Source organism: Shewanella aegiceratis, assembly GCF_019457495.1.
GTDB classification, from domain to species: domain Bacteria; phylum Pseudomonadota; class Gammaproteobacteria; order Enterobacterales; family Shewanellaceae; genus Shewanella; species Shewanella loihica.
Genome location: NZ_CP080416.1, coordinates 4108593 through 4130020, shown reverse-complemented (window position 1 = coordinate 4130020; position 21428 = coordinate 4108593). Strand labels below are relative to the sequence as shown.

Here is a 21428-nt window from a genome sequence, read left to right as displayed (position 1 = left end):
CCTACAGCTCCATCACGCCATCCATCTCGACCAGCGAGTCTTTTGGCAGCTGCTTAACGCCTATGGCGGCGCGGGCAGGATATGGCTGCTCGAAGTAGCGGCCCATGATCTCGTTTACTGTGGCGAAGTTGGCCAGATCTGTCATGAAGATGTTCAGCTTAACGATATCCTTGAGGCTGCCACCGGCGGCTTCACACACTGCGGTCAGGTTGTCGAACACCTGTACGACCTGGGCTTCAAACTCGTCGCTGACCATCTGCATGGTTTCTGGGTTCAGCGGGATCTGGCCAGACAGATAGACTGTGCTGCCAACTTTAACAGCTTGAGAATAGGTGCCGATCGCCTGTGGGGCCTTGTCGGTTGCAATGATGATCTTCTCTGCCATAACGCTCTCTCTACTTAGGTTAATAGTGGTGGAACTAACGATTACGCGATGTGCGCAGCACTTCCGGCAGTACCCTGATACGGCGCATCACGTTGGCTAAGTGGACCCGGTCGGTGACCGAGATCCGTAAGTTAATCAAGAATACCCGGCCGTCGCGCTCTTCGGTGCTCAGGTTATGGATATTCGAACCTTCGGCGGCCACGATAGAGGTGATCTTGGCCAGCGCGCCCTGGTGGTTGACGATCTCGATGCGCAGGTTGGCCTGGAACTCGACGCCCTCGGCGTTATCCCAGTGCACGGGAATATACTTGTCTGGCTCGCCCTGATAACCGCGGATGTTGGCGCAGCTTTCCATGTGCACCACCAGGCCCTTACCAGGGCTCACGTGGGCGATCACCGCATCACCCGGGATGGGGCGACAACAGTTGGCGAAGGAGACCAGCATGCCTTCGGCGCCGCGGATCGGCATCATGTTGGATTCTTTATGTTCGTGCTGCTCGACGCGATCGCCCTTGAGACGCTGGGCAATCACTATGCTCATGGCGTTGCCCAGGCCGATGTCGGCCAGCAGGGAATCTAGGGTGGCGTGTTTGGTCTCGCTCACCACCTTATCGATCTGCTCCTGTGGAATATCCTTAAGCTTGATGTCGCCCAGGGCGTGGTTGAGCAGACGCTTGCCGAGCAGTACGGCATCGTCTTCTTTGAGGCTCTTGAGCAGCTGTCTGATCTTAGAGCGCGCCTTACCCGTCACCACGAAGTTGAGCCAGGCGGCATTGGGCCGCGCGCCCTTGGCGGTGATGATCTCGATAGTCTGGCCGGAAATCAGTGGCTGACTCAGCGGATAGGCCTGGCGGTTGACCCGCGCGCCGACACAGGTGTTGCCCACGTCGGTATGGACCTCGTAGGCGAAATCCACCGCGGTGGCGCCTACAGGTAGCTCGAGAATGCGTCCCTCTGGGGTGAAGACATATATCTCTTCCGGGAACAGCTCTGTCTTAAAGTTCTCGACGAATTCGAAGGAGGTGCTGGCGCTCTGCTGTAGCTCCAGCAGGCTCTGCATCCATTTACGGGCACGCACCTGAGTCGTGGTGCCTTGCTGGGCCGAACCGGCACCCTTGTAGAGCCAGTGGGCGGCAACCCCCTTGTCGGCCATCTGATCCATATCCTCGGTACGAATCTGGATCTCCACCGGCACGCCGTGTGGACCAAATAGCGAGGTATGCAGCGACTGATAACCGTTAGCCTTGGGGATGGCAATATAATCTTTGAAGCGACCGGGACGCGGCTTATACAGGCCGTGCATGGCGCCCATGACGCGATAACAGGTGTCGATGGAGTCGACGATCACCCGAAACGCATAGATATCCATCACCTCTTGGAACTGGAGTTCCTTGTTACACATCTTGTTGTAGATGGAATAGAGGTTTTTCTCTCGGCCCTTGACCGTGCCCTTTAGGCCTGTGTCTTCGAGGCGGGTCTTGATGGCGCCTTCGATATTCTGAATAAGCTCTTTTCGGTTGCCGCGGGCAGACCTAACCACCTCTTTGAGTACCCGGTAGCGCATGGGGTAGTAGGCCTGAAAGCCCAGGTCTTCCAGTTCAGTCTTGATATTGTGAATACCCAGACGGTTGGCGATGGGGGCGTAAATTTCCAGGGTTTCCCGGGCGATGCGGCGACGCTTGTCGGGACGCAGGGCGCCAAGGGTGCGCATGTTGTGGGTGCGGTCGGCCAGCTTGATGAGGATCACCCGGATATCCTGGGTCATGGCCATCATCATCTTGCGGAAGTTTTCCGCCTGGGCTTCTTTCTTGTCTCTGAACTTTAGCTTGTCCAGCTTGGAAACGCCTTCGACCAGCTCGCCCACAGACTCACCAAACAGCTCCGAGAGCTCTTCCTTGGTGACAGGGGTATCTTCAATGGTGTCGTGCAGCAGGGCGGCCATGAGCGTCTCATGATCGAGACGCATATCGGCCAGGATGCGGGCAACCGCAACCGGATGGGTAATGTAGGGTTCGCCACTCGTGCGCATCTGCCCTTCATGAGCATCGCGCGCTACCTGATAGGCCTGCTTGAGTAATTCTACCTGCGTCGCTTCTAAGTAACTTGACGCAGACTCCTTGAGACCTTCAAACAGATACAAGTGGCTTCACTCCTTAGATAGTGTTGCGGCCTTCGGCGATGGCGGCAACGGCAGCGATTTCGGCTGCTTCACGTTCGCGGACGGTCTGACGCTCATCGGCGTCTAGTGTGTCGGCGGTAACCAGGCCAAGTTCGATTTCGCGTAGAGCGATAACCGTTGGCTTGTCGTTCTCTTCTTCAACCATAGGGTCTTTGCCCTGCACAGCGATTTGGCGAGCACGACGCGCTGCAACCAGGATCATATCAAAACGGTTGCCGATTTGGTTTACGGCGTCTTCTACAGTTACGCGAGCCATGTATTGAAACTCCAGTGTTTATGGGTGAAAAAATGACGCAAAATTGTACACGATGACAGTTAGTCTGCCAACAGATCATTAAGCATATCATTTTGAGCATGAATTTGACTAGCACGAGTGAGGCGTTGGCTGCGAATAATTGCCTTTAAATCCACCTGTGCCTGCTCGAAGTCATCGTTCACTATGATGAAGTCATATTCGCCATAGTGGGAGATCTCCGAGGTTGCCTGGGCCATACGGCCGGCAATGACCTCTGCGCTGTCCTGACCACGGCCGGTGAGGCGACGCTCAAGCTCCGCCTTAGAAGGCGGCAGAATGAAGACGCCAATCGCCTCTGGCATCATCTGTTTGACCTGCTGGGCGCCCTGCCAGTCGATGTCGAGAAACACGTCTATGCCCTTATCCAGCATGACCTCGATCGCCTCTCTCGAGGTGCCATAATAGTTACCGAACACCTCGGCCCATTCGAAGAAGGCCTGCTTGTCGATCAGCGCCTTGAATTCGTCGACGTTGACGAAATGATAGTGCTCGCCGTCGACTTCGCCGACTCTGGGTTGGCGTGTCGTGTGTGACACAGAGACCTTCATATCGGCGGGTTTATCCTGCAAAATAGCGCTAAGAAGTGAAGACTTGCCGGCGCCACTGGGCGCTGAAATGATAAAGAGGTTTCCGCGAGCGGTCATGTAATTGCTATCCAAAGGCTGTATCGTTTTAGGTAGCCAGACATTATACAGCCTAGTAGTAAATTTAGGCTAGGGTCTGTTGAGCTTTCCTACTGATTTCTGGCTGGATGGAGATTGCTTTGGACGGGTAATTGTTTTGTAGGCATTGGGCTGGCCGGGAAAATTAACCAAAATTAAGCGTCATCCGGGGCGAGATCCAGTAGACTCTCTGCTGAGATAGCCGTGAAGTGGGATTTTTTATGTCGTTAAACACCTTTTTCTGTCGCCAGGGCGTGGATACCAGCCTGCGTTTTCTTGTCATTAGTGGTGCCTCACTCTGCCTCATCTATCTCTTCTCCCTGCTGTTTGCCGGTCATGGCATCTTGTTGCTGTTGGCCCTGCCATTCATTGCCGTCTCGCTACTTAGCGCTAGCCGTCGCCTGATAGCCCCCCAGCGTCTACTGGCATTGACTGTGATACCCGGACCATTGTTGCTGGCCATGAGCCTAGTATTTTCCGAGCAGGCCTGGCCAAACTGGGTCGCCCTCATCCTGAGTATTTGGGCGGTGGGCTTCATCGTCTCTCGTCCTCAGCCTAAGACATCAGCCCCCTTCGATAGCCTGGGCTACTGTGGCCCCTTGATGGCGAGTAACCAGCGCCGTACCCGGGTTGAGCCCACCCTGGAGGGTGACTCGCCTGTACTTGCTCATGCTTCAGCTCAGGAGCACGCATTAGGGCAAGAGTATGCGCGAGAGGATGAGCCAGGGTTTGAGCAGGCATCTGCCGTGGCGTCTGATCTCGACGCGCAGCAGGTCTATCAAAGTGACGCTAAAAAAGACAAATATTGCCAAGCTAGCCAGTCCCAAGCTAGCCATCCTCAGGACAGGTTGGCACAAGGAGTTAATACGCTCGGGGCGCAGCTGGCTAAGCTGTTTGGTATAAGCTTAACCGCCATCAAGGGTCATCCTCGCGGCGCGCTGTTAGGCTTTGGTTGTCTGTCGCTGTTGCTTGGCAGCCTGTTCTGGCTTGGGGGCGATGATGCTACCGAACAAGTCGCAGCAGAGTCAGAGCCCGAGAAGCTGATAGCCCGGGCGCCTGCGACAAACATCAAGCAGGTGGCGATGCCAGACGGCTTTAAGGTGCAACTCGAGGGTAAGGTATTGATGCTCAGCTGGCTGGGTGAGCGGGGCGAGCCCGGCACCATCTGGTCCCTCGCCAGCGCCGAGGGTGACAACAGTTGTAAGAACCTGACCTTTAACAATGGCGTGAGCTATCGGCCCATGACGGTAAGTCTGCTGGCCGACACCTCGACCCAGGCGCGTTTCTCGCCGCTTGATACGCCCGCCATCATTAACGATATTGCCATGCGCGGCAGTCTGACCCTGTGCGGCTACGAGTTTAGCCTCAAGGGCAGTCAGGCGGCGCTGGCCAAGGAGCCGGCCTTCAGGCCTTATCTCTAATTCCCTTATTCCATGAGTTATGACATGGGCGGTGACACAGCCGCCCCTGTCTTCTTTTTTAAGACGAGCCAATGGGCTCGTGTGGTTTGATGTCGATGAAGTTAACTGATGTAGTGTCCAATGGGGATGATGACAATCCATCCCTGACCTTAGTGATCATGGCGGCCGGCCTGGGGAGTCGTTTCGGCGGTGACAAGCAGCTCGCTGAGCTAGGGCCCAGGGGCGAGACCATGTTGCAGCTGTCGATCGCCAGCGCCATCGAGGCGGGCTTTTCGGCGGCCGTGATAGTGACCCGCGCCGAGCTGATCCCGAGTATTCAGGCGCGCCTGGCCGGCTTGCCGCCTCAATTTGCGCTGCATTTCTGTGTGCAGCAGCTGACAGATCTACCTGTACCAAGTGGCGAGTCTGCGAACGGTGCTAATCTCGAAGCGCTGGCAAACAATAGAACTAAGCCCTGGGGCACGGCTCATGCGCTGTGGAGTGCTCGTAAATTTGTATCCGGTCCCATGGCGGTGATCAATGCCGACGATTACTACGGCGATCAGGCCTTCGCCCTGCTGGCCCAGGGCTTTAAGCTGCGGCCGAATCGGTGGCAAATGGTGGCCTATCCCCTCAAGGAGACGCTGTCGGATCATGGCGGCGTCAATCGCGGTATCTGTGTTACCCAGGATAATCTGCTGATTTCTGTCGAAGAGTGGCTGAATATTGCCTGGCAAGGTGATAATCTGGTGGGCTCGCATCAGGGACTGCAGGGCAATTTGGCGCCCGAGGCGATGGCCTCGATGACCTGTTGGGGCTTTACCCCGGATATCTTCGATCTCCTGGGCGAGGCCTTGGCAGAATTTGTGACCCAGCAGGGGCATAAGCCGGACAGCGAATGTTACCTTCCCGCCGTGGTGCAAGCCGCCTTAACCGATAAGGCGAAGGCTAAACAGGTATTTGTGAGCCAAACCCCGGATACCTGGTTAGGGGTGACCTATCCGCAAGATATTGATTGGGTAAAACAAAAATTAATGGAGTTACTGGGTGATTGATTTTATAAGGCAGCAGGTGCTGCCGCACTTTGGCGTAACCGCTTCGGCCAAAGTGAGTCCCCTTGGGAACGGTCATATCAATGATACTTTTCTCGTGCGCTGGCCAGAGGGCGAGTTTGTGCTGCAGCGCCTCAACACGGAAGTCTTTACTCAACCCCACGCCCTGGTGAGCAACGCCCAGAAGGTGGCAGAGCATCTGCTCGCCAAACATGAGGCCGGCGAGTATCGCCTGTGTGTGGTGCAGCCGGTGACAGACTCACAGGGTGAGCTGGCGTTGGACTTAGGCGATCAAGGTTTTTGGCGCGCCATCACCTATCTGGCCTTTAGCCACAGCATAGAAGTGGTCGCCGATGCGGCGCAGGCAGAGTCTGCGGCCAAGGCCTTCGGTCACTTCTCCCGTGCACTGAGCGATCTCGATGCCAGTCAGCTCGAAGATGTAATTGCCAAGTTTCATCACCTGCCCGGGCGTATCGCCCAGCTGCAAGAGGCGGTCGCTAAAGACAGCCAGGGGCGTCTCAAAGACTGTCAGGCCTGGGTAGACTTTGCCCTGTCACAAGATGAGCTTTTGAGTGAGCTTAGCGAAGTCGAGGCGCAGCTGCCGCCACGTGTCTGCCATAACGACACCAAGATCAATAACATGCTGTTTGATAAGCGCGACATGAGCAGCATGGCGATCATCGATCTCGACACCTGCATGCAGGGACACCTGATGTATGACTTTGGCGACATGGTGAGAACCTTTACCTCGCCAGAGGCCGAGGACTCCACCAATCTCGCCAGGGTCGAGGTGCGCGAGCCTATCTTCGCCGCCATCTGCCGCGGTTATCTGGGCGAGCTTGGAGAGGTGATGAGCGATGTCGAGCGTCAAAGCCTCTGGCTGGGCGCCAGGGTGATCAGCCTGATGATAGGGGTACGTTTCTTAACGGATCACCTTAACGGCGATGTCTATTTTCATATCCACCATGAGAACCATAATCTCGAGCGTGCGGCCAACCAGTTTACTCTTTATAAGAGTCTGTTGAGTCAGAGCGATAGCCTCAAGGCTTATCTAAAATAGTGCGTGATAAAGGGGGCCGTTGGGCCCCCTTTTTTGTGGCCATCGGCGTATTTATCTTATGCCGAATAGACACTCACTTGCTCAAGATCAACTTAAGGTGAACTCATTGATAAGTTTGCTATCAAAGCGTTAAGTTAGTTCGTACACTGCACTCAGTTTTCCGACTATAGGTGAGATAGATGCCACCCATTATCTGTAATACTGCGCGAGAAGCCGTTGCCCTGATCCAGAGCGGTGAGACCCTCTGGACCCATTCCATGGGCGCCACCCCTAAGCTTTTACTCGATGCCTTGGCTGAGCATGCCTTGACCCGGCAAGATCTGACCCTGTTGCAGCTGCATACCGAGTGCGCCGAGTCCCTCAGCGACCCTAGGTTAAAAGGGCATCTGCGTCATCGCTGTTTCTTCGGCGGCTTGCCGACCCGCCTGCTACTGCAGCAGGGAGATGCCGACTATGTGCCTATCTTCTTGTCCGAGGTACCTAAGTTGTTCCGCTCCGGCGAGCAGCCCATAGACACGGCGATCGTTCAGGTATCGCCGCCGGATAAGCATGGTATCTGCTCGCTGGGGATCTCGGTGGAGGCAACGCTGGCGGCCTGTCAGGTGGCGGGCAAGATCATCGCCCATATCAACCCCTGTATGCCGCGCACCCATGGTGATGGCTTCATCCATTACGACAAGTTTGCCGCCGTGTTCGAGCAGAGCATGCCGCTACCGCAACATCCGCTGGCGGCCAGCGACGAGACCAGTTTGGCCATAGGCCGGCACGTCGCCAAGTTGGTGCGCGACGGTGACTGCCTGCAGATGGGCATAGGTGCCATCCCAGATGCCGTGCTCTCCTGTCTCTCGGAGCATAAAGATCTTGGGGTGCATACTGAGCTGTTTTCCGATGGTGTGTTGAATCTGGTCGAGCAGGGGGTGATCAACAATAGTCGCAAGAAGGTGCATCCAGGCAAGCTGGTCACAGGTTTCGCCCTGGGCAGTCAGCGACTGTATGACTATGTGGACGATAACCCGTCCGTGGTCTTCATGGATATCGAACAGGTCAACGACACCTCGATCATTCGTAAGAACCCCAATGTGATGGCGATTAACTCGGCGCTGCAGGTGGATATCTCGGGGCAGATCTGCGCCGACTCTCTCGGTACCCGCATCTATTCAGGTGTCGGTGGCCAGATGGACTTTATCCGTGGCGCCGGGCTTTCCGAAGGTGGCCGCTCGGTGATCGCTCTGCCCAGTACGGCGGCGGGCGGCAAGGTGTCGCGTATCGCCAGCGTGTTATCACCAGGTGCTGGTGTGGTCACCACGCGCGCCCATGTACACTACATAGTCACAGAATATGGCGCGGCTAATTTGCGCGGCAAGTCATTGCGAGAGCGCGCCCGGGCGTTGATCGATATCGCCCACCCCGATTTTAGGGAGCAGCTCTGCAAGGAGACCTTCGATATGTGGGGGTTAAGGGTTTAGCCTGCCTATATCGAACAAAGCCCCCTATTGAGTTATAACAATAAGGGGGCTTTTTTATTGCGTTAGATCTCTTGAGTATCGCTCGGCTCAGACTTCATTTTCTCAATAGAGTACGCTAGATGCCGGGTTAGGCAGAGGTGGTTTTAGGTTTGCCCATCATGATGTTGGAAGCGATGGCAAACAGGCAGTAACCGGTGAAAAACCAGAAGCCGATTTCGAGCTGGGCGTGCATTATGATCAGCTCGCCCATCTGATCCTCGGCGTTACCTGCGAGGTAGCTGACTATGATGGCCACCACAAAAACATCGGCCATGCTCCACTTGCCGATGGCATCGATAAGGCGTGTAAGCAGGGTAGCCGTGCTGCCACATGCGAAAACCAGTACCGCTTGCGCCAGTAGCTTAAGGGTGGGAATGATCACCGAGAAGGTGGCTATCATGATGCCGACCAGGAGGTTACCGCTTTGCATCAGATCTTGCACCGTCCCAAGTATGCTGCGGTGCTTGCGATAGATCTCCACCTGACCCTCAAGCTCGTTAAAGCCGAGAAAGGCGGATACCGACCCCAGCAGTCCACGCATCTCACCGTCTTCTGTCATCAGTTTTATGCTGGTCTGGGCAAATTTAGATTTGTCCGCCTGGCCATCCAGGCTCAGCATGGGCAAGCTGAGTCCAGGGATCAGCAGCGCCAGGGCGATAAGAATCACCAGTAATTGAGGCCATTTACTCCGTTGTGACATGGTGTCTCCATCATTCCTGTGTCGCTTAGGGTTCTGCGTTGGGATTTGGTTATACATTGATTGAAGTGAATACAGGCTGATGTCGCCGCTCATTTGAGAGCACTTTTTATCATACCTAGCCTTGGCTTTGAAGCCCGGTCACTGTGCGTGAGCAATACTCTTTGCATAAGCATAGCGGCATGCCCTGTCGTGTCTTACATTCTGATTTCAGAGACTAGCTTGGCTTAAAGCTTCGGGTATGAGCTGTTAACCAGCTTGATTCGGAAATTAAAAAAGCCTCAAAAATGAGGCTGTTAGTTATAACTAATAATCTATTCCATATTTTGCATCCGATTGTTGTGTAGCTTTAAAATTTTATTTACATCGGTATGTTGTTGTGATTTTTTCTTCACTATCTGTTTTTTATAACCACTTTGTTGTCGTTAATAGCTCTGACTCTAAATCATGCCTCTAAGCTCAGTATAGGTATTAGTAAATAACTCCATATAGATCCGTTGCACAGGAGTGGCAGGTATTATGGTCGAACATATGACCTTTATTCATCGACTTTTGGCAGTGCTTACATCTTCCAGAATAAACCTTGCTATCATGTACAGTCTTTGCTGCAGACTTTATTTGTCGTGGTGAAGAGTCAAGATGCATTTTCTGTTGAATAACCCATTTGAAGCTGGGTTCATGTGGATGTGGCCAAGTAATTAAACCAATGGAAATAGCTATATAATCTTTAAACTTATCTACACGTACATCTTTGCTATATAAATAACTACTGGCTTTATCCGATAGAACATCAAAATGCTGTTTCACCATCTGCTCGCAAGCATTATTGGCGCAAGTTGTGGGGTCATCTAGTGACTTAAAATTAGCGTCAATTAACTTATGACAATTTTTACAGATAAAAAACACTGGTGATTGGTCTATCACCCGCGTTATCGCTTTTAGACTATGTGTTAACCTTTTCGGGTTTACTCCTATTTTCTTGTGAATAACCTTATCAGAGTATCCATTGTAGCTCCTGACGTGAGCGGTGACAGTAAAAGCTTTATCAAGATGAACGGTATAAAGTGGTCTAATTGGTAATGTAATGCTTTGTTCTGGTACAGAGTCATCATATAGCGATGATGCATCTCTTATCCTGGAAATTTTATTCTCAGCATCGAAAATTGGATAAGACAGCCACTCGGAAGGTTTATGCTTGAAAAGCCTATTTTTATCATCAAGCAGTGAGATGCCATCTATTGGCATCACTAAATCGAGATAACGTTTAATCCAATCTGGACGCCCGGTAAAGAAAACAGCACTTTGTGCCAATAGTGATTCAATCGTTGGAATGCCGTCGAGATCCATGTTGTCTTCCGAGTATAAAAACTAAAGTATTCTATTACAAAGAATCTTAGCTGGTGCTCTCTATCGTTGTCAGTAGAACTTTGTGATTTGTATGCTGATTGCGTGAACCAATAGATAAATCAAGATGTAGTCAGAGTTTGGTTGATAGGTTGCTTACTATTTTAACTAAGTGATTGAAAATATTTCCATATTGAAACTTTTCTGAGTCGCAGGCTCGTATAGAAAGATATGGTTTTCTGTCTTTTGTTAGGATCTGACACTTATTGTATCAATATTTCTACAGTTTTTGCTACCTATTCCCGTATCTTTTCGAATTATTGCTACAGAGTTCTGGATGGGCTTGATAGCTCGATTATGAGGCTTGAGACTACTATGACCTTAGGAAAAATTAAATCTGTTGACATGTAAGATTTTGTTTTGGTGATTTGAGGTTAAAAGTGCTTATAAAAAGTGCAAACATTCAATTTCTATTTTATTTCTAAAATTATGGATTACTTCTATAGTTGGTCCGTTGGACAGGAGCGTTCTTGATGGCTATACACCCTATTAATTTTGAAGTTTCATGTGTGAAAACACTTTCTGTAGTCGAAGCTGAAGCAAATAGATCAAATCAACATGAGTTTAATGGTGTAGTTCAACTGAAACGTTTATTTGGTGAACGCCGCATTCAAATGAGCGCGTCATTTTCCGTCCGGGGGAGTAATGCTGTCTATCAATCAGATTTGACTTGGTATGATGCTAGAGAAAATCATCCTACGCGCTCAGAGTTCAGATTGTACTTTACAACCAACCCCGTGATGACAAACGCCAAGGGAGGTGACAATATCGTTATTGGGTTTGATTTGGCAGGGAATATCCATTGTGAACTGATTCCTCAGGGAAGTGTTACTTTCACGCCTACTGATGGTTGGGAGTTCAACGAGGCTGCGTAAATTTAAGAGTTAACAAGTATAGAATACTAAAACGCCCGAAAAATGTTTCCGGGCGTTTTCTTTTACATTACGTTTTTCAAAAGCTTTGCCACTGCTCGAAAGACGGGAACTACTACTGAATTTCCGAATTGTTTGTATGCACTTGTATCGGCGCATACGATGCGAAAGTCTGTGTCGTGTATATCCCGGTCAAACTCAGGCTTTTCAAACCCCATAAGTCTGGCACACTCTTTTGGGGTCAGGCGTCTTGGTGTTTTATAAAGTGCGTCAAATTGTTTGGCGTACCTACCGTACAATTCATCGAATCTTTGTTCTCCAGTTTTAATTACTTCTTTGAGTTGTTCTAACTTTGCATGTGGATTTTCAAGCTCAAATTTATCGGCGTAGTTACGGGAAAAATCCTCTCGCTCATGGTTTTTTTGGATTGCATGCTGTTTTTTTTCATCCAGATAGCTTTGTTCCAGTGCTGACTGGTTGATAAGAATTTCTGAACCGTCTTTATAATATCTTGCAGATAGAGTTCTGGTAACTGCATTGGGATCAGTTGGATCTACCAAACCAAAACCAAATCCATTACCTTTGGTTTGGTGTTTCAATGCGTAGTGATACAGATAGTTCCATAGATTTGGAGTCAGCGTGTATTTCTGCTTGTCGGCATCGTTGAGATCACAAAGGACATCAGCGATGGTATAGCGTTGTTTAGGTTTTTCTATCTGGTTTAAAGATAATTGTTTGAGAGATGGTTCAGCTTCAACCAAATCATTTCGGATACCTACAAGGACGATACGTTCTCTATGCTGGGGAATGAAGTGAATTCCATCAATGATAGCTGGATCGTTTTTACGCTTTCTAACATTAGCGATGGCTTCCTCAATGGTGTTTCCGGCATTGCTGATGTCGAGTATCCAATAACCTAGTTTATCCAAGGTTTTGATGATAGTCGCAAAAGTATTACCTTTATCATGACCTTTAAGGTTTTTGACGTTCTCAAGCACGAAAAACTTCGGTTTTCGTGCTTCAATAATTTTTTCTACATCGAAAAATAGGGTGCCTTGCGTTTCGCATTCAAAGCCATGAGCGCGCCCTAAAGAATTTTTTTTCGAAACTCCAGCAATTGAGAATGGTTGACAAGGAAATCCCGCTAACAATAAATCATGTTCTGGAATGTGACTACGGATATGGTTAGCTTTTTCTTCATCGCTCAGATGCGGGTTTCCGCTTTGTGTCACTTTTGTTATGTCCATGAAAGTGCGATTCTTAGCTGAATTTTCCTCTTCTGAATCTATGAAATAAGGTAGGTCATGTTCATCGACATAGTGGTTTGCCAGATAGGTCCGTCTGGCTTTGGGTTCCCACTCACTGGTGAATACACATTTTCCACCAACTTCCTCAAACCCTTTACGTAAACCTCCTATTCCGGCAAATAGATCGATGAATCGGAAATCAGGGTTGTCCCAGTGGTCGGGTTTCGCGGGGAGAAGATTGTCTCGGATTAGTTTCATGGATCTCTCATCCAAACCGATACTTAACGACTCCGGGTCTTTGCAAAGTTTGTTCAAGCTTTCCCTGCTGGTGCTGAAACCAAGTTGATTCAGTTTAATCGCAAGATTTTTTTGATCATAGATTTCAATCAATAACTTGAGAAGACGTTTTGCTGCCAGCTCATCCAGCTTGTTTAGTTTTTCATGTAGTTTGTCGCCAAGGGCAATGATGTCTCTCGTCATGTTCTTTAGTTAATTGAGGGGGAAGAGTGTGTCGAACTTTATCACACGTTTTTCCCTTTTGGGATGCCCAGTTGTGGTAGACGTCTCGTTTTTCTTACAAACTACTGACTTTGAACAATTTTTAATTTAGATTGTTCACATTGTGAACCTATGACCTACAGGGAAAGTGCATGAAGTTTATAGATTGGTTGTATAAAAAGTATTTGAAGGATGATTGCTATCTATACATTAAGAGGCTCTCCGCCAATGATACTGGAGCTTCGGGAGGTCATCAGGTTGGTGTGTATTTTCCGAATATTGTTCTTTCTCATTTATTCCCATCAATTAACTCTACGACTGAGGAGAACCCTTCTGTAGAGTTAGCTTCAACAGTTGTAAACCCTTTGCCGGAGAGCTGTGCTAAAGTCCGGGCTATTTATTATAACAATCAATTTTTTGGGAAGACCCGAAACGAAAAGCGGATTACGCGATGGGGAGGGAAGAAGTCACCTCTTCAAAACAGAGAATTTACTGGTTCAGCAGTAATATTTGCGTTTGATCAAACTGCTGGAAAAGATGCTCATTATCTGGAAGTTTGGATATGCACTTCTCTTCAAGAAGAAGCTGAGCTTGAAGCTTGTGTTGGTGAACTGGTTTCTGGTGACGCTTTCTATGGTCCGGCATCTGAAATACTCGTTGGTGTTGGGTCTAAGTATAAGAAAGGAAATATTTACGAAATTCCACCATCGTGGAAAGTGAACTTTCCATCGGGTGACGACATAGTTAGATATGTATCAGAGAACTTTAAAATAGAAGGTAATGATCCGGATAAGATGTTGATTGAACGTAGGGATACAGAGTATGCATTGTTTAAAAAAGTAGAAGAACATCATGTCTTTAGTTTGGTTCGCGAAGGTTTTAAGAGTATGGACGACTTTATGGCGACAGCAAATTCGGTCAGTAATAGAAGGAAATCGAGATCAGGGCGGTCTTTAGAGCTTCATCTTGAAAATATTTTTAAAGATAATGGTTTGTTAGGTTTCTCTACACAGTCAAATACAGAGGGGAATAAAAAACCAGACTTTATTTTTCCTTCTATTAAGGCATATAAAGACGAAGGCTTCCCTGCCAAAAAGTTGAGAATGCTTGCTGTCAAAACGACTTGTAAAGACAGGTGGCGGCAAATTCTTAACGAAGCAAACAGAGTAAAGACAAAGCATTTATTTACTCTTCAGCAAGGTGTTTCTGAAAATCAATTCAATGAGATGAAAGAAGCTGGTGTGAAGTTGGTTGTGCCTAAACAGTTACATGGCAGCTTTCCAAAAAGTATTAGGGATGAACTTATTACCTTGACGGATTTTATAGAAGAACTTAAATCTATAAGTAATGAATGACTCCCGCAGCTATAATATGTCCCGTATTCGGGGTAAGGATACAAACCCTGAGATGTGGTTGAGAAAACGGCTCCATGGTCTTGGGTTTCGTTATCGGCTGCATGATAAAAGCTTACCGGGGACGCCTGATTTGGTTTTTCCTAAGTACCGTGCTGTAATTTTTGTCAACGGCTGTTTCTGGCACATGCATCAGTGTCGTAACTTTCATTTTCCCAATTCTTCTTTTTCCAAAGGCCGCGGGCCAAAGTGGTGGCGTGACAAACTAATTGGTAATCGTCAGCGAGATCTAGAAAATATAGAGAAAGTTCGTGAGCTGGGATGGCGAGTATTGGTTTTGTGGGAGTGTGCACTTCCCGGGAAGGGAAAAAGAAAGTGCAAGAATAACGGTGAGCAAACAATGGAAGTGATTACAGCTGTATCCACTTGGCTCAATGGTAAGCAACATTATTTAGAAATCCCTTCACCTGAGAGCATTTTGGTCCATGCATCTGAGCGGTCTCTATAATTTTGATTGCAATGGTAAATAAAACCCAGCAATTGCTGGGTTTTATTCTGAATAACAATTAGTAATTAACAGCAAGGATTACTCGACGTTCTGGATCTGCTCTCTCATCTGCTCGATAAGCACTTTGAGCTCTACCGCGGCGGCGGTGACCTCTGAGCTGATGGACTTGGAGGCCAGGGTGTTGGACTCGCGGTTAAACTCTTGCATCATGAAGTCGAGGCGTCGGCCCTGGGCACCGCCTTTCTTGAGGATGCGGCGGGTCTCGGCGACGTGAGCGTCGAGTCTGTCCATCTCTTCGGCGACGTCCATCTTCTGCGCCAGCAGCACCATCTCTTGCTCCAGGCGGGCGGGATCCAGTTCGCCCTGGATCTCGGCTAAACGGTTGGTGAGCTTGTCGCGCTGCCACTGCATCACGGTAGGCATGTGCTGGCGAACGATAGCAACCTGGCCCTCTATGGCCTCGAGGCGCGTCTCTAGCATGGTCTTGATGGCGTCGCCTTCGCGGCCACGGGCCTCGATAAACTGATCGACCGCGCTGTCGAAGGCGCACAGTAGCTCCTTGCCTATGGCATCCATGTCCTGCTCGCTGCCTGACATCACGCCCGGCCAGCGCAGCACGTCGACTATGTTGATCTCGCCTTGACCGGCTTCCTGCTTGACCCAGTTGGCTGCCTGAATGATCTGGCTGGCCAGCGCCTGGTTGAGTTGCAGTTCGTTATTCTTTTCTTCGCCAAGATCGTAGCGCAGGTTGACCTCAATCTTGCCGCGATTTAAACGTTTACGCAGACGGTCTCTGAGGACAGGCTCCAGGCTGCGCAGCTGTTCTGGCAGTCGCAGGTAGGTTTCCAGGTAACGTTGATTGACCGAGCGGATCTCCCAGGAGGCGGTGCCCCATTGTGCTTTGTGCTCGATGCGAGCATAGGCTGTCATGCTTTGGATCATGGGTAATTCCAATAGTTTAAATCGATTTAGTGACCTTGGATTATAGTCCGATGAGATGCAGGGTTAAAGCAAACTCTCCTCCCTTTACGCTTTGGGTCATGATTAACATGGCATCGAAGCGCGCAAGCCCCTATAATATGCAGCCAAATCTGCTTATCTCTATTTCAAACAGGAAATGCCAATGCGCCCAAGTGACAGAACCCCAGCTCAATCTCGTCCGGTAACCATTACGCGACAGTTCACTGCCCATGCAGAAGGTTCTGTATTAATCGAATTTGGCGAAACTAAGGTGCTGTGCACCGCGAGCTTCACCGAAGGGGTGCCGCGTTTCCTGAAAGGTCAGGGCCAAGGTTGGGTAACCGCCGAATATGGCATGTTGCCACGCTCGACCCACAGCCGTATGGATCGCGAGGCTGCCCGTGGTAAGCAGTCTGGCCGTACTCAAGAGATCCAGCGTCTAATCGGCCGCGCCCTACGCGCAGCGGTAGACATGAAGGCACTGGGTGAAAACACTATCGTGATCGACTGTGACGTGATCCAGGCCGATGGTGGCACCCGCACCGCTGCCATTACCGGTGCCTGTGTAGCCCTGGTTGATGCGCTCAACTGGGCTCGTGGTAAGGGACTGATTAAGACCAACCCCCTTAAGTTTTTGATTGCCGCTGTCAGCGTAGGCATCTACAAGGGCGAGCCTATCTGCGATCTCGAGTATGTGGAAGATAGCGCCGCCGAGACCGACATGAACGTGGTGATGACAGAAACCGGTAAGATCATCGAGATCCAGGGCACAGCAGAGGGCGAACCCTTTAGTCATGAAGAGCTACTCAGCTTGCTGGATCTGGCCAAGCACGGCATTCGCGAGATCGTCGATGTGCAGAAGGCGGCATTGAGTTAATCATTATTTTGTTGATCAGGACCCTACGGGGTCCTTTTTTAAATCGAATTGAGCGTACCCCTACATTTTAAAAAGGAGAGATTGTGAAAGCCTATCAACGTGAGTTTATTGAGTTTGCCCTTGAGCGTCAGGTATTACGTTTTGGCGAATTTACGTTAAAGTCAGGCCGCACTAGCCCTTACTTCTTTAATGCCGGCCTGTTTAACACCGGGCGTGATTTAGCGCGTCTGGGTCGCTTCTACGCGGCGGCGCTGGTGGATTCGGGTATCGAGTATGACCTGCTGTTTGGCCCGGCCTACAAAGGGATTCCTATCGCGACCACCACGGCGGTAGCTCTATGCGATCACCATGATATCGACATGCCTTACTGCTTTAACCGTAAGGAGAAGAAAGATCACGGCGAGGGTGGCAGCCTGGTGGGCAGCGAGCTTAAGGGCCGCGTGATGCTGGTGGACGATGTGATCACCGCAGGGACTGCGATTCGCGAATCGATGGAGATCATCGAGGCTCATAATGCCGAGCTGGCGGGCGTGTTGATTGCGCTGGACCGTCAAGAGAAGGGTAAGGGCGAGCTGTCGGCTATTCAGGAAGTAGAGCGTGACTTTGGCTGCAATATCGTCTCTATTATCAAGCTGGAAGATCTGATCAACTATCTGTCGGAAAAACCTGGCATGGAAGATCAGTTGGCGTCGGTAAGTGCCTATCGCGACCAATACGGTATCTAATCGATATCAATTGTCGTGAAACAAAAAAACGCTGCCTAGGCAGCGTTTTTTATTGAGTGGAGTTCGCTTAAAGTCATTGGCTTAATTGCTCAGGAACTCGGCGCGGGTAGCAGGGTTTGACTTGAAGATACCGCCCAGGGCCGTGGTGGTCGTGGTGCTGGTAGAGTCCATCACGCCGCGTGATTTGACGCAGTAATGCACCGCATCCATCTTGACCGCCACATCTTTGGTCTCAAGCAGTGTCTGTAGCGCCACCAAAACCTGTTGTGTCAGGCGCTCTTGCACCTGAGGGCGCTGGGCAAAGAAGCGCACGATACGGTTGATCTTAGACAGGCCTATGATGTTTTTGCGTGGCAGGTAGGCCACGGTAGCGACGCCGTCTATGGTCACCAGGTGGTGTTCACAGGTGCTGGTGAGGCTGATGTCGTTGACCTTGACCATCTCATCGAAGCCCATCTTGTTTTCGATAACCGTGATCTTGGGGAAGTTCTCGTAGTCCAGGCCCGAGAAGATCTCATCCACATACATCTTGGCGATACGCTTAGGGGTCTCGACCAGGCTGTCGTCGCGTAGATCCAGTGACATTAAGGTTAAGATCTCGCGCATATGGTGCTCAATCTTCTCTTTGCGCTCCTCGCTACTCAGTCCGCACGGGACCATGGGCGTCTCGAGACCACGCTCTAATAATGCAGTTTGCACCTGCTGTGCTGCTTCACTTAATGCCATCGTGTCCTCCACCATCAGATAGTGGTCTATTCAGTAAGGTTAATTTACTAATGTTTTTAACAAATTAACCTTTAAGATATTCATTATAGCCTGTCCGGCGCCAGTAAACATAGGGCGGCGGGTCAGGGAGGATACCCTGAATTGCGGGTAATTTATACCCAGAAATACTAGGGGATTAACAAAAAAGCCGATTGTGGCAATCGGCTTTTGGGGTTTTTAAGGGGTTTAGAGCTTAAGGTTGTCTTTGAGGAAGCTCATCATCTGACGGTAGTATTTCGCCCTATGTTCATCGTTATAGAATCCGTGGCCCTCATCGTCCATGACCAGTTTCTCATAAGGGTAGTTGTGTTTCTTGAGCCCTTCTTCCAGCGCTTCGAGCTGTTCGATTGGCGCTCGCTCATCTTCACCGCCATGCACCAGTAGCAAGTTTACTTTGAGTTTGTCGACGTTCTTGCTAGGTGACATCTGCTCAAGCATGGCTTCGTTCTCGCCTAGTACCTGCTTCAGGTAACGTTCACCCGCGCGGCGCCCTTGTACATCCCCTTCGTTGAACATCAACTCGAGATCATAGACACCGGCGAAGCCTATGGCACACTTGAATAGATCCGGTGCCAGGATTGGGCTTTGTAGCGCCGAGTATCCACCAAAGCTGCCGCCGACAATACAGACTCGCTCTTTGTCCACAAAGCCTTGTTCGATGACGTGTTTGGTGGCATCGATAATATCGTACTGGATCTCCGTGCCCCATTTCTGGTGGCCAGCATGCTCAAATTCTTTACCATAGCCTCCCGAGCCGCGGAAGTTTACTTGCAGCACAGCGGCGCCTTGACTAGCGATCAACTGGTTCTGGTCGTCAAAGCCCCACCAGTCTCTTGGACCATGTGGACCGCCGTGAGGATTGACCACGAGCGGCAGATTCTTAGCCTCTTTGCCATAGGGCAATGTGAGGTATCCGCTGATCACTCTACCGTCTCGTGCAGTAAAGCTGATTGGCTTCATCTCGGCCATCTTATCGGGATCTAACCATTTCTTTTGTGAGACTAGATATTCAAGCTTCTTGCTGGTGGCATCGAATATGTAGTAGTCGCCAGGATTTCTATCGTTGAAAGCCTTGATGATCAGTTTGCTCATGTCGTTGGTCTGGCTGACGAGATGAACCTGATGGCCAGGCAGTGCGGTGAGCAGCTGTTTCAGTGTGGTGGCCAGTTTTTCATCATTATCGACAAACTCATAGGTCGGATAACCATTCTCATATTCTACGGCGTAGAGTTGCTTGTTGACGCGGTTGATCCACACATTGCTCGGGTCGACCACCTTGTCCTGGCTAATGAGCTGCTTCTTACCGCTCTTGATATCGACTAAATAGACCCCTTTAGGTTTATCGTTTTCGCTGCCGAGTACATAGACACTGTTCTCATCATCACCGAAGGCGATAGGAGTAATATCATCGAGATTTAAATTCAGCTTATCTGTGTCGACCCATTCATCATCTTTGCGGTAATAGAGCTGGGAACTAACGTAGTCGCGTGTACCACTGACAAAGCGAACTTCGCCATCATGATCCGGTAGAAATCGAGCGTAGGAGATAGGTGAGGTCGCAATTTTTCTACGTGTTCCCTTGTAGACATCGACTCTATAAACCTGCTGAAGATTCTCCACTGTGTTTGCGCTGCCGGAGCCCCAAGGGAGCGCTTGGATGAGCATGTAGCGATCATCTTCAGGCATAGGATCGAGAATATAGGCTGTGGCTTGTATCGCTGTATTTTTCTTGATGCGAGAACCCGTTTGTTGCTCACCACCTTTATAACCGAAAAGATAGGTTGGCTTAGAACCATCGGCATTGACAGCCATCAGCTCACCATAATAGATGGGATGGTCGCTCCAGCCTTTTAGGTATTCCTTAGCCAGCACGACACGCTCATTGTTAACCCAAACGTATTGCCCTACCTGGGCGTTGTCCGGAAAGCGAACCACATTGGTCGGTTTCTTGGTTTTGGCGTCCAGAATCATCAGCATATGCTTACCTTCGTGGGAGGTGATGGCGCTGAGGTAGTCTCCGTCGGGGGAGATCTGCACGTTAGAAAATTCGGCTGAGCGGCTAAAAAGCTCAGTAATATCTTTGTTTGAAGCCGTGACTTGGCTACTGATGAGGCAGAGGCAGGCTAAACTAAACGACTGAATTAGTTTCATATAACATCCTTGTACGCACAATTGTTATAGAGTTTTTGTGGGTTTGTTGCGTCAAGGAGGGTAAAGCAATGGATCTACTAGTGCAATACTTTTGTCTAGAAAAGCATGGCGACCCGTGTATGACAGGTCGCTGTTTTTATTGATATTAGTTAACTCTGAAGTAGCTGCTGCTGAATAAACTGCCACTGTTCGGCGAAGTGTTCTGTGGGCTTGTTTTTGAAGTCGCTGCGCACGAATTGGGCGATGCGGCCTTCGGCCACGGCCAGCAGCAGGTTAGCCAGGATTGCCTCGTCCAGGTTAAAGCCTTTGCCTTCTCTCAGGGTTTTCTCTCTGAGGATCTGTTTCAGGTGAGTCTCAACCTTAGAGAAGATCTGGCCGGTACGGTTACGCAGTCGCTCATTCTCTCCCAATAGGGCGTCACCGTTGAGTACGCGTGAGATCCCTGGATTGCGCTCGGCAAATACCAGCAAGAGTTGCAGCAGCAACTGACAGCGTCTCATGGTGTCCTTCTCTTCATCCATGATGAGATTGATGCGCGACAGCAGTGACTCTTCGATAAAGTCGATCAGCCCCTCGAACATTCTCGCTTTGCTGGGAAAGTGACGATAGAGCGCCGCCTCAGACACGCCCACCTCGGCGGCAAGTTTTGCTGTGGTGATTCGTTGACCGGGACTGGTTTCTAGCATGGTGGCCAGACATTGAAGAATATGTTCGCGTCGGTTGATTTTAGGGCTTGCAGCCATCTAAGTATCCTTTACTTAATTACTACAGGAGCCGATGGGCAGGCGCTGCCCATGACTCTCTAATTATTCTATGCGGCGTGTCGAGGTGTGA

The 21428-nt window shown here is 50.0% G+C and carries 20 protein-coding genes; 9 read left to right on the top strand and 11 right to left on the bottom strand.

Going from position 1 to position 21428, the window contains the following annotated elements; genetic code table 11:
• Nucleotide 1: 1 nt before the first annotated feature.
• Genes K0H80_RS17920 through gmk form a run of 4 tightly spaced genes read right to left on the bottom strand, consistent with a single transcriptional unit; the run spans nt 2 to nt 3503 of the window.
• On the bottom strand, nt 2-385 hold the full coding sequence (locus K0H80_RS17920) for a RidA family protein (protein ID WP_011867295.1): 384 nt from the start codon (nt 383-385) through the stop codon (nt 2-4).
• 34 nt (nt 386-419) lie between these two features.
• Nucleotides 420-2525, bottom strand: coding sequence for a bifunctional GTP diphosphokinase/guanosine-3',5'-bis pyrophosphate 3'-pyrophosphohydrolase (spoT, locus tag K0H80_RS17915; RefSeq protein ID WP_220072468.1), 2106 nt, complete (start codon nt 2523-2525; stop codon nt 420-422).
• Between the two features lie 13 nt (nt 2526-2538).
• Nucleotides 2539-2820: a DNA-directed RNA polymerase subunit omega gene (gene rpoZ / locus K0H80_RS17910; RefSeq protein ID WP_011867293.1), complete on the bottom strand. Its 282-nt coding sequence runs from the start codon at nt 2818-2820 to the stop codon at nt 2539-2541.
• A gap of 59 nt (nt 2821-2879) precedes the next feature.
• Nucleotides 2880-3503 (bottom strand): guanylate kinase, encoded by a 624-nt coding sequence (gene gmk / locus K0H80_RS17905; RefSeq protein WP_220072467.1) that lies wholly within the window; start codon nt 3501-3503, stop codon nt 2880-2882.
• A 239-nt stretch (nt 3504-3742) separates the two neighbouring features.
• Between gmk and K0H80_RS17900 the strand changes: the two genes are divergently transcribed.
• The 4 genes from K0H80_RS17900 (at nt 3743) to K0H80_RS17885 (ending at nt 8499) form a co-directional block, all read left to right on the top strand.
• A complete protein-coding gene (locus K0H80_RS17900; RefSeq protein ID WP_220072466.1) occupies nt 3743-4942 on the top strand; it encodes a hypothetical protein in 1200 nt (399 codons plus the stop codon).
• A gap of 89 nt (nt 4943-5031) precedes the next feature.
• The gene (locus K0H80_RS17895; protein ID WP_220072465.1) at nt 5032-5976 is read left to right on the top strand and encodes an NTP transferase domain-containing protein; all 945 of its coding nucleotides are present in this window, start codon (nt 5032-5034) and stop codon (nt 5974-5976) included.
• Entirely contained in the window at nt 5969-7033 is a 1065-nt protein-coding gene (locus K0H80_RS17890) for a phosphotransferase enzyme family protein (protein ID WP_220072464.1), read from the top strand. Before K0H80_RS17895 ends, K0H80_RS17890 begins: the two co-directional genes overlap by 8 nt.
• A gap of 179 nt (nt 7034-7212) precedes the next feature.
• The gene (locus K0H80_RS17885) at nt 7213-8499 is read left to right on the top strand and encodes an acetyl-CoA hydrolase/transferase family protein (protein ID WP_220072463.1); all 1287 of its coding nucleotides are present in this window, start codon (nt 7213-7215) and stop codon (nt 8497-8499) included.
• A 127-nt stretch (nt 8500-8626) separates the two neighbouring features.
• Here K0H80_RS17885 and K0H80_RS17880 read toward each other — a convergent pair whose 3' ends face one another.
• Together K0H80_RS17880 and K0H80_RS17875 are read right to left on the bottom strand one after the other, a co-directional pair.
• The gene (locus K0H80_RS17880) at nt 8627-9238 is read right to left on the bottom strand and encodes a paraquat-inducible protein A (protein WP_220072462.1); all 612 of its coding nucleotides are present in this window, start codon (nt 9236-9238) and stop codon (nt 8627-8629) included.
• A 468-nt stretch (nt 9239-9706) separates the two neighbouring features.
• On the bottom strand, nt 9707-10582 hold the full coding sequence (locus tag K0H80_RS17875) for a hypothetical protein (RefSeq protein WP_220072461.1): 876 nt from the start codon (nt 10580-10582) through the stop codon (nt 9707-9709).
• Between the two features lie 530 nt (nt 10583-11112).
• On the opposite strand from K0H80_RS17875, the gene K0H80_RS17870 reads away from it, so the two are divergent.
• A complete protein-coding gene (locus K0H80_RS17870) occupies nt 11113-11514 on the top strand; it encodes a hypothetical protein (RefSeq protein ID WP_220072460.1) in 402 nt (133 codons plus the stop codon).
• A 62-nt stretch (nt 11515-11576) separates the two neighbouring features.
• On the opposite strand, the gene dcm is transcribed toward K0H80_RS17870, so the two are convergent.
• A complete protein-coding gene (dcm, locus tag K0H80_RS17865) occupies nt 11577-13238 on the bottom strand; it encodes a DNA (cytosine-5-)-methyltransferase (protein ID WP_220072459.1) in 1662 nt (553 codons plus the stop codon).
• Between the two features lie 170 nt (nt 13239-13408).
• Between dcm and K0H80_RS17860 the strand changes: the two genes are divergently transcribed.
• Nucleotides 13409-14611 (top strand): type II restriction endonuclease, encoded by a 1203-nt coding sequence (locus K0H80_RS17860; protein ID WP_220072458.1) that lies wholly within the window; start codon nt 13409-13411, stop codon nt 14609-14611.
• Nucleotides 14604-15116 carry a very short patch repair endonuclease gene (locus K0H80_RS17855; RefSeq protein WP_220072457.1) on the top strand — a complete coding sequence of 171 codons (513 nt, stop codon included), beginning with the start codon at nt 14604-14606 and terminating at the stop codon, nt 15114-15116. Before K0H80_RS17860 ends, K0H80_RS17855 begins: the two co-directional genes overlap by 8 nt.
• 78 nt (nt 15117-15194) lie before the next feature.
• Here the strand turns inward: K0H80_RS17855 and K0H80_RS17850 are convergent, their stop codons facing one another.
• Nucleotides 15195-16058, bottom strand: a complete 864-nt coding sequence (locus K0H80_RS17850) for a YicC/YloC family endoribonuclease (RefSeq protein ID WP_220072456.1) — start codon at nt 16056-16058, stop codon at nt 15195-15197.
• Between the two features lie 181 nt (nt 16059-16239).
• On the opposite strand from K0H80_RS17850, the gene rph reads away from it, so the two are divergent.
• The gene (rph, locus tag K0H80_RS17845; RefSeq protein WP_011867283.1) at nt 16240-16953 is read left to right on the top strand and encodes a ribonuclease PH; all 714 of its coding nucleotides are present in this window, start codon (nt 16240-16242) and stop codon (nt 16951-16953) included.
• An 83-nt stretch (nt 16954-17036) separates the two neighbouring features.
• Nucleotides 17037-17678, top strand: coding sequence for an orotate phosphoribosyltransferase (gene pyrE, locus K0H80_RS17840; protein ID WP_011867282.1), 642 nt, complete (start codon nt 17037-17039; stop codon nt 17676-17678).
• A gap of 81 nt (nt 17679-17759) precedes the next feature.
• Here the strand turns inward: pyrE and folE are convergent, their stop codons facing one another.
• From folE to slmA, 3 genes are all read right to left on the bottom strand, one after another.
• Nucleotides 17760-18404, bottom strand: coding sequence for a GTP cyclohydrolase I FolE (gene folE, locus K0H80_RS17835; protein ID WP_220072455.1), 645 nt, complete (start codon nt 18402-18404; stop codon nt 17760-17762).
• Nucleotides 18405-18629: 225 nt separating this feature from the next.
• The gene (locus K0H80_RS17830) at nt 18630-20594 is read right to left on the bottom strand and encodes an alpha/beta hydrolase family protein (protein ID WP_220072454.1); all 1965 of its coding nucleotides are present in this window, start codon (nt 20592-20594) and stop codon (nt 18630-18632) included.
• A 149-nt stretch (nt 20595-20743) separates the two neighbouring features.
• Nucleotides 20744-21337 carry a nucleoid occlusion factor SlmA gene (slmA, locus tag K0H80_RS17825; RefSeq protein ID WP_011867279.1) on the bottom strand — a complete coding sequence of 198 codons (594 nt, stop codon included), beginning with the start codon at nt 21335-21337 and terminating at the stop codon, nt 20744-20746.
• Nucleotides 21338-21428 lie beyond the last annotated feature (91 nt).

Coding starts and splice junctions, on each gene's coding strand:
- K0H80_RS17920 (WP_011867295.1), bottom strand. CDS start 385: ATGGCAGAGAAGATCATCATTGCAACCGACAAGGCCCCACAGGCGATC.
- rpoZ (WP_011867293.1), bottom strand. CDS start 2,820: ATGGCTCGCGTAACTGTAGAAGACGCCGTAAACCAAATCGGCAACCGT.
- gmk (WP_220072467.1), bottom strand. CDS start 3,503: ATGACCGCTCGCGGAAACCTCTTTATCATTTCAGCGCCCAGTGGCGCC.
- K0H80_RS17900 (WP_220072466.1), top strand. CDS start 3,743: ATGTCGTTAAACACCTTTTTCTGTCGCCAGGGCGTGGATACCAGCCTG.
- K0H80_RS17895 (WP_220072465.1), top strand. CDS start 5,032: ATGTCGATGAAGTTAACTGATGTAGTGTCCAATGGGGATGATGACAAT.
- K0H80_RS17885 (WP_220072463.1), top strand. CDS start 7,213: ATGCCACCCATTATCTGTAATACTGCGCGAGAAGCCGTTGCCCTGATC.
- K0H80_RS17880 (WP_220072462.1), bottom strand. CDS start 9,238: ATGTCACAACGGAGTAAATGGCCTCAATTACTGGTGATTCTTATCGCC.
- K0H80_RS17875 (WP_220072461.1), bottom strand. CDS start 10,582: ATGGATCTCGACGGCATTCCAACGATTGAATCACTATTGGCACAAAGT.
- K0H80_RS17870 (WP_220072460.1), top strand. CDS start 11,113: ATGGCTATACACCCTATTAATTTTGAAGTTTCATGTGTGAAAACACTT.
- dcm (WP_220072459.1), bottom strand. CDS start 13,238: ATGACGAGAGACATCATTGCCCTTGGCGACAAACTACATGAAAAACTA.
- K0H80_RS17860 (WP_220072458.1), top strand. CDS start 13,409: ATGAAGTTTATAGATTGGTTGTATAAAAAGTATTTGAAGGATGATTGC.
- K0H80_RS17855 (WP_220072457.1), top strand. CDS start 14,604: ATGAATGACTCCCGCAGCTATAATATGTCCCGTATTCGGGGTAAGGAT.
- K0H80_RS17850 (WP_220072456.1), bottom strand. CDS start 16,058: ATGATCCAAAGCATGACAGCCTATGCTCGCATCGAGCACAAAGCACAA.
- rph (WP_011867283.1), top strand. CDS start 16,240: ATGCGCCCAAGTGACAGAACCCCAGCTCAATCTCGTCCGGTAACCATT.
- folE (WP_220072455.1), bottom strand. CDS start 18,404: ATGGCATTAAGTGAAGCAGCACAGCAGGTGCAAACTGCATTATTAGAG.
- K0H80_RS17830 (WP_220072454.1), bottom strand. CDS start 20,594: ATGAAACTAATTCAGTCGTTTAGTTTAGCCTGCCTCTGCCTCATCAGT.
- slmA (WP_011867279.1), bottom strand. CDS start 21,337: ATGGCTGCAAGCCCTAAAATCAACCGACGCGAACATATTCTTCAATGT.